The sequence below is a fragment of the Phaeocystidibacter luteus genome, assembly GCF_008933115.1.
Lineage (GTDB): Bacteria > Bacteroidota > Bacteroidia > Flavobacteriales > Schleiferiaceae > Phaeocystidibacter > Phaeocystidibacter luteus.
Genome location: NZ_WBVO01000004.1, coordinates 142,829 through 159,220, shown reverse-complemented (window position 1 = coordinate 159,220; position 16,392 = coordinate 142,829). Strand labels below are relative to the sequence as shown.

Annotated in this window: 16 protein-coding genes; 8 read left to right on the top strand and 8 right to left on the bottom strand. The window is 46.9% G+C overall.

From position 1 onward, the window contains the following. Positions 1 to 67: 67 nt before the first annotated feature. From arsC to prfB, 3 genes are read right to left on the bottom strand one after another with little or no spacing between them, the layout of a single operon-like run. Positions 68 to 409 (bottom strand): arsenate reductase (glutaredoxin), encoded by a 342-nt coding sequence (gene arsC / locus F8C67_RS07185; protein ID WP_151667152.1) that lies wholly within the window; start codon positions 407 to 409, stop codon positions 68 to 70. Next, the gene (locus tag F8C67_RS07180; RefSeq protein WP_151667151.1) at positions 406 to 3,663 is read right to left on the bottom strand and encodes a DUF7948 domain-containing protein; all 3,258 of its coding nucleotides are present in this window, start codon (positions 3,661 to 3,663) and stop codon (positions 406 to 408) included. The genes arsC and F8C67_RS07180 overlap by 4 nt, the downstream gene beginning before the upstream one ends. A 55-nt stretch (positions 3,664 to 3,718) precedes the next feature. Beyond that, on the bottom strand, positions 3,719 to 4,834 hold the full coding sequence (gene prfB / locus F8C67_RS07175) for a peptide chain release factor 2 (RefSeq protein ID WP_151667150.1): 1,116 nt from the start codon (positions 4,832 to 4,834) through the stop codon (positions 3,719 to 3,721). 489 nt (positions 4,835 to 5,323) lie between these two features. Here prfB and F8C67_RS07170 point away from each other — a divergent pair, with 489 nt between their 5' ends. Together F8C67_RS07170 and F8C67_RS07165 are read left to right on the top strand one after the other, a co-directional pair. Next, positions 5,324 to 6,340, top strand: a complete 1,017-nt coding sequence (locus F8C67_RS07170; RefSeq protein ID WP_151667149.1) for a threonine aldolase family protein — start codon at positions 5,324 to 5,326, stop codon at positions 6,338 to 6,340. Between the two features lie 3 nt (positions 6,341 to 6,343). Further along, positions 6,344 to 7,288: a hypothetical protein gene (locus F8C67_RS07165; protein WP_151667148.1), complete on the top strand. Its 945-nt coding sequence runs from the start codon at positions 6,344 to 6,346 to the stop codon at positions 7,286 to 7,288. Positions 7,289 to 7,343: 55 nt separating this feature from the next. Here the strand turns inward: F8C67_RS07165 and F8C67_RS07160 are convergent, their stop codons facing one another. Beyond that, positions 7,344 to 7,817: a regulatory protein RecX gene (locus F8C67_RS07160; RefSeq protein WP_223277531.1), complete on the bottom strand. Its 474-nt coding sequence runs from the start codon at positions 7,815 to 7,817 to the stop codon at positions 7,344 to 7,346. Between the two features lie 108 nt (positions 7,818 to 7,925). On the opposite strand from F8C67_RS07160, the gene F8C67_RS07155 reads away from it, so the two are divergent. Next, the gene (locus F8C67_RS07155; protein ID WP_151667147.1) at positions 7,926 to 8,834 is read left to right on the top strand and encodes a hypothetical protein; all 909 of its coding nucleotides are present in this window, start codon (positions 7,926 to 7,928) and stop codon (positions 8,832 to 8,834) included. Positions 8,835 to 8,896: 62 nt separating this feature from the next. Here the strand turns inward: F8C67_RS07155 and F8C67_RS07150 are convergent, their stop codons facing one another. From F8C67_RS07150 to F8C67_RS07140, 3 genes are all read right to left on the bottom strand, one after another. Beyond that, positions 8,897 to 10,441, bottom strand: a complete 1,545-nt coding sequence (locus F8C67_RS07150; RefSeq protein ID WP_151667146.1) for an Rne/Rng family ribonuclease — start codon at positions 10,439 to 10,441, stop codon at positions 8,897 to 8,899. A 218-nt stretch (positions 10,442 to 10,659) separates the two neighbouring features. Next, positions 10,660 to 11,187: a tetratricopeptide repeat protein gene (locus tag F8C67_RS07145; RefSeq protein WP_151667145.1), complete on the bottom strand. Its 528-nt coding sequence runs from the start codon at positions 11,185 to 11,187 to the stop codon at positions 10,660 to 10,662. A 10-nt stretch (positions 11,188 to 11,197) separates the two neighbouring features. Beyond that, entirely contained in the window at positions 11,198 to 11,491 is a 294-nt protein-coding gene (locus F8C67_RS07140; protein WP_151667144.1) for an HU family DNA-binding protein, read from the bottom strand. A gap of 138 nt (positions 11,492 to 11,629) precedes the next feature. Here F8C67_RS07140 and mutY point away from each other — a divergent pair, with 138 nt between their 5' ends. From mutY to F8C67_RS07115, 5 genes are read left to right on the top strand one after another with little or no spacing between them, the layout of a single operon-like run. After that, positions 11,630 to 12,652 carry an A/G-specific adenine glycosylase gene (gene mutY / locus F8C67_RS07135; protein ID WP_151667143.1) on the top strand — a complete coding sequence of 341 codons (1,023 nt, stop codon included), beginning with the start codon at positions 11,630 to 11,632 and terminating at the stop codon, positions 12,650 to 12,652. A gap of 37 nt (positions 12,653 to 12,689) precedes the next feature. Beyond that, positions 12,690 to 13,160 (top strand): single-stranded DNA-binding protein, encoded by a 471-nt coding sequence (locus F8C67_RS07130; RefSeq protein ID WP_151667142.1) that lies wholly within the window; start codon positions 12,690 to 12,692, stop codon positions 13,158 to 13,160. A gap of 28 nt (positions 13,161 to 13,188) precedes the next feature. Next, positions 13,189 to 14,517 (top strand): gliding motility-associated protein GldE, encoded by a 1,329-nt coding sequence (gene gldE, locus F8C67_RS07125; RefSeq protein ID WP_151667141.1) that lies wholly within the window; start codon positions 13,189 to 13,191, stop codon positions 14,515 to 14,517. Continuing rightward, positions 14,492 to 15,082 carry a gliding motility lipoprotein GldD gene (gene gldD, locus F8C67_RS07120; RefSeq protein WP_151667140.1) on the top strand — a complete coding sequence of 197 codons (591 nt, stop codon included), beginning with the start codon at positions 14,492 to 14,494 and terminating at the stop codon, positions 15,080 to 15,082. Before gldE ends, gldD begins: the two co-directional genes overlap by 26 nt. Further along, the gene (locus F8C67_RS07115) at positions 15,067 to 15,294 is read left to right on the top strand and encodes a putative signal transducing protein (protein WP_151667139.1); all 228 of its coding nucleotides are present in this window, start codon (positions 15,067 to 15,069) and stop codon (positions 15,292 to 15,294) included. Before gldD ends, F8C67_RS07115 begins: the two co-directional genes overlap by 16 nt. Here the strand turns inward: F8C67_RS07115 and F8C67_RS07110 are convergent. Then, a complete protein-coding gene (locus F8C67_RS07110) occupies positions 15,291 to 16,304 on the bottom strand; it encodes a COX15/CtaA family protein (protein ID WP_151667138.1) in 1,014 nt (337 codons plus the stop codon). The two genes, F8C67_RS07115 and F8C67_RS07110, sit on opposite strands and share 4 nt — an antisense overlap. Positions 16,305 to 16,392: the final 88 nt, after the last annotated feature.

Here is a 16,392-nt window from a genome sequence, read left to right as displayed (position 1 = left end):
GCACACCCTAAACATCAAAAAGCCCCGAGCTCATCACTCGGGGTTCCTTTTTTCTATAGAAACGAATCTATAAGACTTCGTCTGATTTCTCTGCCGGACGCGCAACAACCGCTTTATCGCCGTTCATAACGATGGGACGTTGCATGAGTTTAGGATACTCGATCATGGCGAGGATGAGTTCATCATCGTCTAGCTCTTTCCCTTTGAACTCTTCTTTCCAAATCGCTTCATTGGTGCGAATGAGTTCCATCGGTTCCATGTCGAGGGCATCTAGGATTACCTCTAACTCGTTTGGTGTAAGAGGTTCTTTCATATACTCAACCACTTGAGCTTCAACTCCTTTTTCCTCTAAATACTTTACGGCCTCACGAGATTTGGTGCATCGTGGATTGTGATATACTCGAATCATTCTTCAGCTTTCATGATGTGTACAACTCCGTTCTCTTTCACTCCTCCCCCACAACTGGAGGCAGAACTGATTATCCAAAAGTACACACCTTCTGTCAAAGGCTTACCATCCACGCTTCCATCCCACTTAAAATCTATAGAACTACTCTCAAAAAGAGGTTGTCCCCAACGGTCATATACCTTCACGCTAAACCCGGTAAGGCTAGATGGCACAAAGCCCTCTTGAAGTTGGAAGAAGTCGTTTATTCCATCGCCATCTGGTGTAAACACATTTGGTACACTACCGGCAAATGACGTGATGTCGGCCTTTGCTTCAAAGGTTTCGGACACCGTCACACTTCGGTTACAAATGGTATCCGTCACCGTTAGCGTCGCCGTAATGAAACCCTCATCAATCGTTGTGATGTAGTAGTCACCCACAAACTGCTGCCCATCGCTGAGCTGCCATTCGAAGACATGCCAGCCCGGCGTTTCTGTATAAAACCTCGCTTCGGCTTCATTTGTACAGCCACCGTAGTAAAACTCGATTTCTGGGTCGTCCGGAGGAACCGAGAAGGTCACCGTTGCGGTAGACGTATCTGCGGCGGAACCGAAACAGTTGCTTGCTATTGCGATGACGGTTACGGTATATGGCCCTAGGCCTGGGTAAGTATGAGCTGTATTTCCCGTTGTGGTATCTCGTGCACCATCGCCAAAATCCCAAAAGAATATAGCGTTGGGTGAAGAGGTAATAAAATTCACGGTTCGGTTTACGTCACATTCATCATATGACATGGCAAATGATGCATCGGCAGTAGGATTCACAACCTCAAATGTGAGGCTAGCAGAATCCATGGTACCACAATTCGTATCAATTGCAGTGACGGTAACAGTGTATGTACCTGGCGTAGTGAAGGTTCTAATTGGGGTTGAAAAGGATGTATCAATATCGCCGTTTCCAAAGTCCCAAATCACATAATCAGCGCCCGTGATGGTATCAACCACATAAAAGTCGAATGGCGAGCAAACGGTATCTGGAGCACTTATTGAAACGGATGCTTGTTGCTGCTCAAAAGCGATAACAGTCACCGCCAAGTTACAATTCCCGGATCCGTTCACCCTCGAGTAAACGTCGTTCGGGAAGGTGGGAAATCTATCTGACCCACCGCACCCTGCGCAGGTAGCTTGATACATAATCCCTCTCGAATCGAAGCGGGAAGTTCCGCCATCCACGTGTTCTCTATCTTGATTTGGATCCGTTTCAATTGCACCAAAGAAGGTTGCATAATTGAAGCGCTGGAAACTCGCATCAATCACGGCAAAATATAGGTCACTTCCGCGTGTCGAATCCTGATAGGCATCGCTGGTGGTAAACATATCCTGCGTGGTACTTGCCACGATGTTTACGGATCCACCCCAACCACTTAAATAAACGTCGCCGCACTCATCCACCGCAAAGGCTGTAGGTGATATGGCTAGGCTATTTGCGCGCTTGTTCCCGAATGCCAGAGCTCTCATGTCGGTAGTTAGATCCGCGCTGAACTCATTCACAAACACGGAGTGATTTATCTCATTAATGGCTCTTGTCGATGTTGGGTAGGTCCCACGTGTCTGACCGTACACGTAGACATCGCCGTCTCTATCTAAATCCATCATAAAGTTCATGTCCCAATCTGTGGTACCATTGTACGTAGCTGCGTTTGGAACTCTTGTGGTTTCATCGAAAGAGACAATGAATCCATCTCTATTACCCAGAAAATTGGGAACAGCGCCACTTCCGGTGCTGTCTAAATCCAAGCTTTGGGTCGAGCCGCACATATAAATCCGGTTATTGGGGCGATATATTCGTAGCGCGAAACCGCCATCACGGTTTGCTCCACCATAAGTCGTGCTCCACAAGAGCGTATCACACTCAAGCGGCAATTCTAAGATCCAGGCTTCCTGCTGTACAATGCTTGCGGGACGATAGTTATTGACCAGCGGGATATCTGGAGAGGTCGTAGAACTGGCGATCATAATCGTATTGTCGGGTGTGAGAATGACCTCTCCCCTTACCCAATCACCATAATTTTCAGCAAGCTGCATATTCATACCGTCAACGCCAGAGCCGCCGACGTATGTACTTCCGTAGAGTGCGGTTCCAGAGTCATTAAAAACAGTAACGAACAGATCCACCCCGGCTGGATGGTTGAAGCTGTTAATTGAAACGGCCGACCCGGGGTTGAAGGTGGTGTCGAACGCATTGGATGTAACTGGAAAATCGTCGGACCCCGTTGGACCAATAACAATAAGACGTCCTGTGGAATCAGCAATAATACTACTGGGTTGCTCTACCCCGGATCCACCTAAATAGGTACTGTAAATGAGCGAGCGCCCGTCGGGACTAAACTTCGAGATTGTCACATCGCTGGTGCCACCGTTATATGTGGTATCGAATGCACCGGTTGTAGTGGGATATGTTCCGCCAGCACCATATTGGATTCCCGCAGCGTAGGCGCTGCTATCCGAAGGGTCATACGTTGCAGAATAGCCCCAGTTATCGGCTTGCGAACCCGTGTAGGTTGAAAAGATGAATGTCGGATCAAGGACTACAGGGCCGTTGTATTCTTCATCAATATGAAAAGAAAGGGTATCGCCATGAAGAACATAAGACGCTTCAATAGCCTTCTTTGTATCGGGATGATAGGCATACGGTCGAATTTCAATCACTTCTCCAACGGAGGTTTGAATGTGAAGTCGACCTTCAATAATCCGAACTCCTTCCGTACCCTCGTAGTAGATTTTTACTTGCTGGAGGCTCGATGCATTCTCTGATATCAAATCGTATTTAAACTGGCCATACCTCGTGTAGAAGACGGCATCAACATCCTCGTATAAGTCGGTATGTCGAATTTCGGAAACTGGAAACACCTTGGATCTCCAGCGATTGCTACTTCCTAGAAAGAAGTTGAGATAATGCGATGCTCTGCCAGAGGATTGAATGGTTGGCAGTTTCGCATCCACAAAATTCATCTTGTAGAAGTGTCCGCTCGAGGCTTCGCGATGTGGATGATTGTGGTTGTGAAGATCTTCATAGACCACTTGCGAAATACCGATGTGTTGGTCGCCGATAAAAACGTAGGAGTTGCCGAACTTTCCCTTGTAGAGAAAATCTCCTGGCCATTGGCCTTCATTCGGGACAAAGAAATCTTGCCCAAAAGCAAAATTGGGCATGAAGCTCAGTCCGAATAGGAAAAGTGTAAAGTGAGCAATGCTCCGTAAACCGGTCAACTTCATCGTAACCAATATACGAATAGAGTTGCCACTGGGTTTACCTGAATAAGGGAACGACCTAATCTACCGCTTCTTCGTCGACATCCACCCCTTGACCTTCTGCCATGAGGAATGCTTTGAGGAAGGTATCGAGGTCACCATCGAGCACGTGATCGACCTGTGCGGTTTCCACACCGGTGCGCACGTCCTTCACCAGTTTGTATGGGTGAAGCACATAGTTGCGGATCTGGCTTCCCCACTCGATTTTCTTCTTACCTGCTTCAATTTCAGCACGCTTGGCATTTCGCTCCTCGATTTCCTTCTCGTAAAGGCGAGATTTGAGCAGTTGAATTGCCTTTTCACGGTTCTGATGCTGACTTCGCGTTTCGGTATTCTCAATTACGATACCTGATGGCTCGTGATGTAGACGCACACCTGTTTCAACCTTGTTAACATTCTGTCCACCTGCACCCGAAGAACGGAAGGTATCCCAGCTAATATCGGATGGATTCACATCGATCTCGATGCTATCGTCTACTAATGGATACACATACACCGAAACGAAGGAAGTATGTCGACGTGCATTCGAATCAAACGGCGAGATTCTCACGAGGCGATGAACGCCGTTTTCGCCTTTGAGGTATCCGAAGGCATACTCGCCATCAATTTCGAGGGTTACGGTCTTCACCCCGGCCACGTCGCCTTCTTGGAAGTTGAGTTCACGAACTTTGTGTCCGCTTCTTTCAGCCCAACGCAAGTACATACGCATGAGCATTCCGGCCCAGTCGCACGACTCGGTGCCACCGGCTCCGGCAGTTATTTGGAGGACAGCAGAAAGCTTGTCTTCCTCGCCAGAAAGCATGTTGCGGAACTCAAGATCTTCGAGTTGGTTTTTGCCCTTGTTGTAAATCTCTTCCACCTCTTCGTCGGACATACCGCCTTCTTTGGCGAATTCGATGCCGAGCTCGAGTTCTTCAACAAGGTTTTCTACGGTTTCGTAGCCTTCAACCCAAAACTTTAACTCGCGAATGAATCGCATGGTTTTCTCGGCCTCTTGGGGGTCATCCCAAAAGGAAGGGTCGCCTGTTCGCTCTTCTTCGTTGGCGATTTGAATTCGCTTCTCTTCGAGTTTGAGGTAACCGCGCAACGACTTGAGTCGCGCTTGAAGTTCTTTGAGTTGTTCGTTTCCAACCATAGCCTGCAAAAGTAATGAAAGATGGGATACTGAGATAAGAGGGGGAGGGTGAGAAATGTGGGTGTTGGGGATGAAATGGTATCTTCGGTAGACTGCTCGGTTGGACTGGGGGCGAGCGGGGGCCACCTCCTCCACCCCATGTGTTGAAGTTACGAAGATCCCAGCCATTCCCTCGAATCTCACACCCCTATTTTCAGCAATCCGTTTGCAAACGAAAGTAAACGTTTAACCTCCGACTTACCCCGAATCAAATTCCGATCTTGAAAGTGGGGTCGCGGGAAGCGGCCCCGGGCAACACCGGCTAGCCCACCCCTTCAGTCAACCAGTCCATAAGTCCATAAGTCAATAAGTCTGTAGGTCTATAGGTCCATTAGTCCACCCATCCCCCAACACAACTCCCCCCGCCATGATTCCTCCTTTCACCCTAAACACAAGCCCCCATTACCCCCATTTTCACTAGCTTCGAATTTCATCCCCAAAATCCCAACAATGATCGACCTACGTTCCGACACCGTCACCAAACCCACCAAGCCTATGCTTGAGGCCATGTTCAAAGCTGAAGTGGGCGACAACGTGCTTGAACACGACCCAACAGTTCGAAAGCTTGAACTCAAAGCCGCCGAGATGTTTGGAATGGATGATGCCCTTTTCTGTCCTTCGGGAACCATGACAAATCAGATTGCATTAAACGTGCACACGGTACCGGGGAATGAAGTAATTTGTCACAAACATGCCCACATTTACAATTATGAAGGCGGCGGTGCGGCGTTTAATTCTGGTCTGCAAATTAGAGCTGCGGGAGACGATTACGGACGAATTACAGCGGAGGAAATAAAACCACTCATCAACGGTTGGGGAGATGTGCACGCATGTCCAACCGGACTCATATCCATGGAAAACACGAGTAACAAAGGGGGCGGGACATGCATGGATTATGAGGAGTTAAAGCGAATAGGCATACTAGCAAGAGAAAACGGATTGCCGTATCACATGGACGGTGCTCGACTATTCAATGCGCTTGTGGCAAAGGGAGAAACACCAGCCCAGTACGGCCAAATTTTCGATAGCATTTCGATTTGTTTGTCGAAAGGACTGGGATGTCCGGTTGGCTCGTTGTTGCTGGGTGATAGAGACTTTATAACCGCTGCGAACCGGACTAGAAAGCGCTTCGGCGGAGGTATGAGGCAGGCCGGATACTTGGCCGCGGCTGGGATTTATGCCTTGGACAACCATGTAGAAAGGCTAGCGGAAGATCACGCAAGGGCGGCTAGATTGGGAGAAGCGCTGGGAAACCACCCTGCGGTGGACAATGTGAAGCCAGTGGAAACGAACATCGTAATCTTTGAATTAAAGGAGGGATACGACGCGAAGGAATGGATGCAGAAATTGGCGGAGCAAGACATATCGATTATTGCGATGAGTGCTACGCTATTGAGAATGGTGACGCACTATGACTTTAGTGATTCCGATTTACTTAGGACCATCGAACTTCTACAAGACTTGTAGCGCATGGCAAAGTCTCTCTCTACTCTCATCATGGCTATTACACTCCACATTTTGCCCGCAATCACTATCGCGCAGAATGCCAGGCCGATTGAAAATTACCCCGATCTATACGATCCAACACAATTGTATTCGTCAGTTTCATTAAGCTCTGGTCTTAGTAGGATAGACGAAGGGTTTTACTCAGCTGTTAGCAGCGAATATTTGTGGTTTACAGGTGAGCTGACTTGGAATTTTGCTTTCGAGGCTAACATCAATCTATCAAAACAAATCCAACTCGGAGTAAAGCTACCGGGTTCAAACAGTGAGGATAGAAGTCCTTCAAGTATTTTTGATAACACCTCCATTGGAATAGCATATCAGCCTCACAACAACTCTGGTATATACAATTCTTCGCTCTTTGCCTTCAAATTGAGCACACCAGTTACCGATGATCCGCAATTAGGTTCAAATTCAATCATATACGCATCGCCATTATCCTATGCTATGAGTCTGAACTACACCGGCTCAGTGATACTTAGCGACCATGTAAGACTCTACCCTCACATTGGTGGATTTAGAAAAATCGTTAATCAACACATGGCAGTTCATTATGCGGATTCATCTTTCTTCCCTCCTAACGAGATTAAGAATGGGATTGTCCTTGGAGTGAGTTCAAGTTATGATTTCTCAAAGTCACTGTACATAAACTTTGATTTATCGAGTCAATTTGGTCAAATGATCTACGAGGATGGTGACTATGCTGACCTTTTTAATGCACGAAATGAAAGATCTTCAGCTTGGAGTGTGGAGATGTCCTTGAATTATTTTCTGAATTCCAGATCATTGTTCTTTTTAAGCATTTCCTTTAGCCAAAGCTCACTTTCAAGTAATAGTTACATAAGTGATTTGCTTTTACGAGATTCACGAATATTCTTAGGGTATAAATACATCTTTAATCGTAAGGAGTAGTCTGATAATCCCGCTCTCGTATCCCAGAACTTTAAGGTGCTTCTTGAAGCAAATGTCATTTTTCCGACAACAGTCTATGCACAATCTCCCAAACCGCATCACTTTCGTAACCACGTCGAATTAAAAAATCGACTACTTTCTTCCCCTTTTTAAATCTGTTGGGCTCTTTAGTTTCTTCCCATTTTTTGGAAGCCAGAGTTTCTAGCTTTTCGTCGTATGCCTGTTCATCGATTTCCTCCATGGCTTTGCGAAGAATGTATGCGCTCACCTCGTGGTGCTTCAGTTCACGCTCCAATCGCTTTCGGCCCCAACCTTTAATCCCATGCTTTCCACGAACAAAGGCTCGTGCAAATCGCTCTTCGTTTAGGTAGTTTTCTTGGATGACTTCTGAGATAAGGAGGTCTACCGCTTCATCAATCAATCCCATTTTTCTCAATCGTTCTCGCACCTGTTTCTGACTGCGTTCTTGATACGCGCAGAATTTGCGGATGACGTCGCGGGCCTTATCTAAATCGTAGACTTTTGTCAATTGATTGCTTTTAGGCGAAGCTATAGATATTCAAAGAAATGCTTTTGCTTTTCAAGAGAAATGGTTATTTTCACGAATCGCTCGCATTTCCGAACTCTCTTTTGCACCATGAAGTCAATTTCTCGCTCTCTATTGTCATTCGCCTTAGTCACTAGTAGTCTCATTGCGCTAGGTCAAACCACAGGAGTAGATCAGGCCCCATGGCCTAATCTCGCCAACCCAACCGCCTTCTATAATACAGTTACCCTTACTGGGGGAATAAACTTCAGTGGAGGTGGTGGAATTGGAGACCTTGGAACTAATCAGCTGTTTAGGGAACTACGCCTCCAAACCAGCATTGTCGCATTCGAGAATTTTAGATTGAAGGTGAGTCTCCCAGCGTCTAATAGCAATCTAAGGCAAGATCAAGGCTTCTTCGATCAGGTGGAGATTGACTTAGAGTACGGGATATCGCATGGAACTGGGTTCTTTAATCGATCAGTAATCGGCATTGGGTTTTCTAGTCCGATTGTAGACGATTTCATGTTGCCAACTATTCTATCGCCTGGTCTTTCACCCTATTCTCAAGAGTTGAGAGTTAACTATACAGGCGCTTTTGAACTTGCAAAAATTGGCCTTTATCCATCAGTAGAGTATTATCGCCGGATTACTGACCCGAGTATTTACGCCTACAATACTTCAGACTCTCTTTTTGTACCTCTTCATCAGATTAAAGATGGAATTAGAATGGGCCTCACAATCAGTTTCCCGATTAGTGAAATGACATTCATTCAGATGAATACAAGCTACGAATATGGAAAATACAGGTTTGAGGGCACCGACTTGCCTTCTTGGATGTACAGAGGCGTTCCAACCAATGAATTCAACTACTCCGTTAGATTCCAACATGGCCTCACTAAGAGGTCGCACATCTACACCAACGTGGGCTTTAGGTTTCATGAGTTAGAAACCGAAGAGGTATTTATTAACCAATACTCGAGTTTCTCGATGAACGTTGGATATGTATATGCTATGTAGAAAAAGTCCCGACAACTGTAGTAGCTGCCGGGACAATCTTTCGGATTCTAATAAACGAGGTATCAGCCTTTCTTCTGACCAATCTCCTCATCTTTTTCATTGAAGAAGTGATATTCCAAAGTTTTGTAGGCATCGCGTGGGATAACCTGCAACTTCACTTTGTACTGTTTTGCCCACTTTCTGCGGATGGATGACCAAATTCCCTTCGTGATATAGGCATGAATGAATGGATGCACGTGCAGGAAGACCTGTTTCGCGCCGTCGTTTGCCACTCTTTGCAGAGCGTGTGCAATGTCATCAACAACGAGAATTGGAGCTTCAACGAGTGAATCAGGATCCTCTTCGCGCGTTGGAATATTCATTTCTGGACGAACACGCTGGCGAGTGATTTCCACCAGGCCGAAGCGTGACGGTGGAAGAATCTTATGCTTTGCGCGGTCGGATTTCATGATTTCCTTCATCTTCTCATGGAGAATCTTTCGGTTTTCTCCTTTGTGCATGTCGATGAAGTCAATCACAATAATACCGCCCATGTCGCGCAGACGAAGCTGACGTGCAATTTCTTCTGCGGCGATAAGGTTCACGGCGAGGGCGTTGTCCTCTTGTGAATCTCCTTGGTTCGAACGGTTTCCGCTATTCACGTCAATAACGTGCATAGCTTCAGTATGCTCGATGATCAGATAGGTTCCCTTGGTCATAGAAACCGACCTGCCGAAGCCAGATTTTATTTGGCGGTCTACACCAAAATGCTGGAAGATTGGAGTTTTACCGCCAAAATACTTGACGATTTCAACTCTATCTGGGGCAATAGATTCGATGTACTCACGGATTTCATCGTGCAGATCTTTGTCGTCAACGATGATACGTTCGTACGTGTCGTTAAACACATCGCGTAGAAACGCGGATGCGCGATCCATCTCGCTTAAGGCGCGAGCGGGAGCCTTTTGGCGCTTGATCTGTCGATGCATCGTACGCCACTTCTTCAATAGACTTTTCAGGTCTGCTTCGAGTTCAGCGGTAGTGCGGCCTTCTGCCACAGTACGTACGATGAGTCCGAAGCCTTTCGGTAAAATGTTGATCGCAAGCTTCTTGAGCCTGTCCTTCTCCTTACGGTCGCGGATTTTCTGACTAACAGAAACTCTGCTGGTGAACGGCACTAGAACGATGAATCTTCCCGCAAGGGAGATCTCCGAAGTAATGCGCGGTCCTTTCGTTGAGATTGGTTCTTTAGCAATCTGAACGACAATATTTTGTCCGGGTTTGAGAACTTCATCAATACTACCATTCTTGTCGATCAGTGGTTGAAACTGAAAGTTGGTAATGTTGCTGTGTTGCTTTCCCGTTTGCGTGCGCTTCATGAACGAATGCCACGACTTGACCTGAGGTCCAAGGTCGTGATAATGCAGAAACGCATCTTTTTCATAACCCACGTCTACGAACGCTGCGTTTAGGCCTTTTGCCAGTTTGCGCACGCGACCAATGTAGATATCTCCAACAGAGAAGCGAGCATCGTCGCGTTCTGTATGAAGTTCCGTGAGTTTACCGTCTTGGAGAAGTGCGATCACCGCCTCGTTTTCACGCGAGTGGATGATTAATTCATTACGCACTTCAATATGTATTAAATAGTAAGTCTGCCCTAGCTTAGGACATTATATGCAACACCTAAAGCACCTCCTTGAAGGTGCTTCAGTGTGTACGTTAAGAATGAAGTATCACTTACTTCTTCTTGTGACGGTTTTTACGCAAGCGCTTCTTACGCTTGTGAGTAGCCATCTTATGACGCTTTCTTTTCTTTCCGCTTGGCATAGCTGAAATGTTTTAAAAATTATTGTTCTCCAAGTGACTCGAGAAGCTTGTTGTACTCCTCAGACCTTGGGTGATTTTTATTCTTTTCCAAGAATCCCTGTATCGCTGTTTTCGCTTCAGCTACCTTATCGGTAGTCGTGTAAACGCCAATCAGCTTATTCAAAGCTACATCGTTGTTTGGCTCTAGTGCGAGAATCGTCTGGTATCTACCTTCGGCTTTCTCATACTGACCAGACATTACCGAGAAGTCGCCCAACACCATCAACGCTCCGATATTCTCGGGATCTTCTTCAACAACTTCAAGAAGCATTTGAATGGCCACCATCGGTGGTCTGCTTCCCGTTTCGATAATCTCTACTGCCTCAGCAACTTTTGCATCGAGATCAGATACATCCTCACCTTCATGCTCACTGTGGTCGTGATCCGCATGCTCAGCTTCCATTCGCTTCGCGTTCGCCTCCTCTTCAGTTAGTGAAGTGTCAGAAAAAACGAGAAACGCCGTAACCGCAGCGGCAACTACAATAGCGATGATAGGACCTATCTTCATTCGCTAGCTCTTACTCTTTTACAGGAACTTTATCCTTCACGCTCTCCGCAAATACTTTCGCAGGCTTAAATGCTGGAATGTAGTGAGCCGGGATTACCAAAGTTGTGTTCTTCGAAATATTGCGACCCGTTTTCTTTGCGCGCTTCTTGATGATGAAGCTTCCAAAACCGCGCAGGTATACGTTGTCTCCAGCTTCAAGACCGTTCTTAACTTCGCGCATGAAACCTTCTACTACTGCTTGAACATCAGCTTTTTCCATGCCGGTCTTGTCAGAGATGCGTCCAACGATATCCGCCTTCGTCATTGTTCCTGTGAATTAAATGATTAGAGACAGTTTGTACTGTATAAATTTGAGGGCGCAAATATAGCCCCTTTTTTTCTAAATCCTAAACCTTGTCTAGCTTTTTTAGTTAAGCTAATAGCCTAAAAAACAATAATTTCCGTGACACTTTCATCTGAATTACGCTCTTGGTATCGAATCTCCGGAAGAGACTTACCCTGGAGGAGAACTCGCTCACCCTACGCCATATGGTTGTCCGAAATCATTCTCCAACAAACTCGTGTCGCTCAAGGCCTCCCCTATTACCACCGCTTTCTAGAGACCTTTCCCACCGTACAATCTCTCGCCGACGCAAGCGAAGATGAAGTCCTGAAACTCTGGGAAGGCCTCGGCTACTACAGTCGCGCCCGTAACCTTCATAAAGGAGCTAAGTTCATCGCCAAAAACGGCTTCCCCTCTTCCTATAATACCTGGCTAGAAGTTCCTGGCGTAGGTCCATACACCGCAGCCGCCGTATCCTCTTTCGTAAATAATGAATCCGTTGCCGTAGTAGATGGCAATGTTCAGCGCGTTCTTGCCCGAATCTTTAATATTGATACCCCCGTCAATTCAACTCAGGGTATCAAAATCATTCGTGAAATCGCCGAAGAAGTCATCAAAGACGAACCGGCAGCCGAGCACAACCAAGCCATTATGGAGTTGGGGGCTCTGATTTGCTCTCCCAAAAATCCCAATTGCGAGAATTGTCCGCTCAACACAAGATGCCTCGCGCTCGAATACAAGGTAATCGACCAACGCCCAATCAAGATCAAGAAGAAGAAACCTACAGTCGAACACCTTTCCTATACCGCTCTCCATAACCAGACTGGATTGCTTATTAGAAAAAGAGGCACCGATAGCATATGGAAGGGATTGTACGAATTAATGCCGGGGAGCCCAGAGCAGAATAACTTTACGTCTGCTGATACGAGCAGCCTACCCACCTATAAAATCACTCACCTACTCTCACATAAAAAGCTTGAAATCTCAATCTTCCCCATAGAAGTCAAGGGCGATTTCGCCCCGTCAAACACCGATGCAGAATGGAAAAAATGGAGTGAAATTCAACAACTTGCGTTTCCTCGTCCAATTCGACGTTGGCTAGATGAGAATCTTCTACCTTTGCATCTTGGTAGCGATATCTGAATTGCTACCTTTGATAGAAACCCGTTAGAAGAAACATATGTCTGGTTCACTTAATAAAGTAATGCTCATCGGTAACCTCGGAAAAGATCCTGAAGCTCGTCACTTCGAAGGCGGCGGCATGTTGGTCAAGTTTCCCATTGCAACCACTGAGAGCTATAAGAATCGAGAAGGACAAAAAGTGGAATCTACCGAATGGCACAATATCGTTGTAGGCCGACGTGGTCTTGCAGAAGTTTGTGAAAAGTATCTCAACAAAGGCGATAAGGTGTACATCGAAGGCCGAATCAAGACGCGCTCTTGGCAAGATCAAGACGGTCAGACCAAGTATTCGACCGAAATTCAAGCCGACAATATGACCATGCTTACACCTCGCGGTGAAAGCAATACCGCACGCCCAGAAAGCAGCGCGCCGACATCCGCACCTCAGCAACAACAGGCATCAACACCTGTTAGCGACCAAGGTGCCGATTTCAATCCGGGATCCGATGACGATGATCTTCCATTCTGATCCCTATTTGTAACCAAACTCTACTCTATTGGACCCCGACCCGAGTTCCATACTTGCCGCTTCAATCGTAAGTTTCGAACCCTCACTCATCATCCCAATCATCATTTTGGGATTATTGCTGCTTGGCTCCGCTCTAGTTTCTGGGTCAGAAGTAGCTTTCTTTTCGCTTACACCGACCGACAAACAGGAACTGAACGAAAGTGAAGATCCTCGAGATAAGGTTATACTCAACCTTCTCAACGAACCCGAACGACTCCTCGCCACCATATTGGTGAACAACAACTTCATCAACATAGGTATCGTGCTTTTGTCGACATACCTAACCGATGCCATGTTCGATTTTACCGGGTTCGAAACACTCGGATTCGTCATCGAACTCGTTGCCATCACTTTCCTCATCCTCCTCTTTGGAGAGATTCTTCCGAAGGTGTACGCCAATACCAACAACTTGTCGTTCGCGAGGTTAATGGCCCGACCAACCCTCTCCGCTGGAAAGATCCTCAAGCCACTCACGTATATACTTACCTCCACCGGGCGCGTTTTCTCGCAACCCAAAAAGTCTGGCGGTATTTCTATGGATGAGTTGGAACAAGCGCTCGACCTTACGGACGAAGAGTCGACGAACGCCGACGAGCAAAAGATTCTCCGTGGAATCGTTCGATTCGGATCTACTACCGTCAAGCAAATCATGAAGCCGCGAACCGATATCGTGGCATTCAATATCGACGAGTCGTTCGAGACGGTCATGAACACCGTTCGTGAATCTGGATTCTCAAGAATCCCCGTCTACCGCGATAGCTCCGATGTGATTGTCGGTGTTCTCTACATTAAAGACCTCCTTCCACACATTAACGCTCCGGCCGATTTTAACTGGCAAGAGCTTCTTCGCGATCCATTCTTTGTTCCAGGCAGCAAGAAAATTGATGACCTTCTCAAGGAGTTTCAGGAACGCAAAATTCACCTCGCCGTTGTAGTAGACGAGTTTGGTGGAACCGATGGCATCGCAACCTTAGAAGATGTCATTGAAGAAATCGTCGGTGATATATCCGATGAATTCGACGTTGAAGAGCTCGTTTATTCGAAGCTTGACGATGCGAACTATGTGTTCGAAGGAAAGACACAGATTACAGACTTTTACAAGGTCCTTGAGATTTCTGACGAGCCGTTGGACAAAGCCCGCGGCGATGCAGATACACTTGCAGGGTTGTTCCTAGAGCTTTCGGGACAATTCCCAGAGAAAGGTCACGTTGAGGAATACGGCCAGTTTACGTTCACTGTGGAAGCAGTTGACCAACGCCGTATCAAACGGATTAAAGTGACCATCAACCCACATGAAGAAGATACAGATGAAGATTAACCCTTGGGTACTTGGTGTTTTGGGAGGTTTGATGTTGACTGCCTGCGGCGAAAACGAATCTCCGCGCCCTTATGGTTATCCGAGAATTGACCTACCCGCTAAGGAGTACAAAGTCGCAGAGGTTGACCCAGGGTGTCCGTATTCTTTTGAGATGAATAAGCACGCCGTTTGGGAGATGGACATGCGCGGAGAATGCTGGGGAAATGTCGTTTACCCTTCGTTGCGAGCCAAGGTTCAGCTTACCTACAAACCGGTAAAAGACAATCTACAAGACCTACTCGAAGAAGCCCATGGGTTGGCGTACAATCACACTGTAAAAGCCGACGGCATCCAAGAGCAGCTTTATGAGAATCGCGATCAGAAAGTGTACGGCCTCATGTACAGCCTTCGCGGCGATGCTGCCACTGCCACTCAATTCTTTCTTACGGATAGCACGGACAATTTTCTCCGTGGAGTTGTTTACTTTTATGCAAGTCCCAATGCGGACTCACTTCGTCCAGCCAACGCATTTATGGCCGATGAAGTAATGCGCATGATCGAAACAACAACGTGGAACAACAAGTAACGATAGCAGAATACTACGATTGGAGCACGGCTCACATCGCACGAAGCAAACTCGAAGCTGAAGGTATTCCATGTATCGTTCTGAACTCCCACACCTTTAGCGCCTACGGTGGCGCTGTAAGCCTCTCTTTACGAGTGCCGAAAGAAGCTAGAGAACATGCAATTGCCGTCCTGGCCGACCTAGATTTTGGTCAGGGTCCGCTTTATCTCTAAGCGGTTTTAGGTCTACGAACCCAGCCCCACGTCAAAGTTGCGACTATGCCCGCCGAAAGGAGCAAGTGCACCGGTTGGAGAAATTTAGGCAGATCAAAATAGAACAGAATTGCCCCAGATGCGGTAGACGCCAGAACCATCATTAGTGCGGCGTTTAAGTACCTTCTACTCTTTCCATTCTTTCTCAGCACCCACCAGAGGTAGATTATGAATCCAGTTACGGCAAGCGACGCCGAGCGGTGAATATAGATGAGTACATCGATCTGGTCAATCCAACCTTCGCGACTAGCCCCTTCGCCAAATTGCTTGGTAAGCATATCTACTTGCTCGCGCACTTGTGTCCCCAGCACCACTTGAATCAGCATAAGCAACAAAGCGGCAAACATGTACCAGCGCGACAATGGTAGCGACTGCCGTGGGTTCTGATTGAGTCGTTTCAGGAAAATCACCAGCACGATTACGATGAGGAATGCCCCTAGCATGTGGTAGGTGATTTGTCCAGGGATCAAATTCCCATCCACTACTTCCTTGCCCAACCAAGCTTCGAATCCGAGAAGAAACAGTCCGGCAGTAGCGAGTAAGGTGTAAAGTGGTTTTGACTTCAAGTACTTGAGTGAAAGCACAAAAAGCAAAAACATCGGTATGCCACTTGCCGCTCCTAAAAGTCGATTTATGTACTCAACCCAGGTATGTGTTGAGTTAAAGATGGCGTAATCGTGCTTGGTATACTTTGTCCAGTTAGCGGCGTTGTACTCAGCCCCTGAGGTGAAATCTGCATTTGCAGACCACATGGCTTCCTCATGCACAATCATTTGTCCCTCGTGATACTGCTTTTCAGGAGCCCAAAGCACTTGAGCTTCTTCGGTAGGTGGAATCATGTAACCGAAGCACTTTGGCCAATCGGGACAACCCATTCCGGAGCCGGTCATTCGAACGACAGATCCAGCCAAAATGACCAAGAAAATTAAAACGAGTTCGAGACGTACGAGTCGACGTAACCACTTCATCATGGGGTAACTGGTTTTGAGCAAAGATAAGGCGCGGAGCGCAAGAATTTGCTAATGCAAATTAAGGATTGGCTTCCTGCGTCAGCCTATC

Coding starts and splice junctions, on each gene's coding strand:
- F8C67_RS07180 (WP_151667151.1), bottom strand. CDS start 3,663: ATGAAGTTGACCGGTTTACGGAGCATTGCTCACTTTACACTTTTCCTA.
- F8C67_RS07140 (WP_151667144.1), bottom strand. CDS start 11,491: ATGACGAAGGCGGATATCGTTGGACGCATCTCTGACAAGACCGGCATG.
- F8C67_RS07165 (WP_151667148.1), top strand. CDS start 6,344: ATGGCAAAGTCTCTCTCTACTCTCATCATGGCTATTACACTCCACATT.
- F8C67_RS07130 (WP_151667142.1), top strand. CDS start 12,690: ATGTCTGGTTCACTTAATAAAGTAATGCTCATCGGTAACCTCGGAAAA.
- F8C67_RS07145 (WP_151667145.1), bottom strand. CDS start 11,187: ATGAAGATAGGTCCTATCATCGCTATTGTAGTTGCCGCTGCGGTTACG.
- arsC (WP_151667152.1), bottom strand. CDS start 409: ATGATTCGAGTATATCACAATCCACGATGCACCAAATCTCGTGAGGCC.
- F8C67_RS07170 (WP_151667149.1), top strand. CDS start 5,324: ATGATCGACCTACGTTCCGACACCGTCACCAAACCCACCAAGCCTATG.
- F8C67_RS07155 (WP_151667147.1), top strand. CDS start 7,926: ATGAAGTCAATTTCTCGCTCTCTATTGTCATTCGCCTTAGTCACTAGT.
- gldD (WP_151667140.1), top strand. CDS start 14,492: ATGAAGAAGATACAGATGAAGATTAACCCTTGGGTACTTGGTGTTTTG.
- F8C67_RS07110 (WP_151667138.1), bottom strand. CDS start 16,304: ATGATGAAGTGGTTACGTCGACTCGTACGTCTCGAACTCGTTTTAATT.
- prfB (WP_151667150.1), bottom strand. CDS start 4,834: ATGGTTGGAAACGAACAACTCAAAGAACTTCAAGCGCGACTCAAGTCG.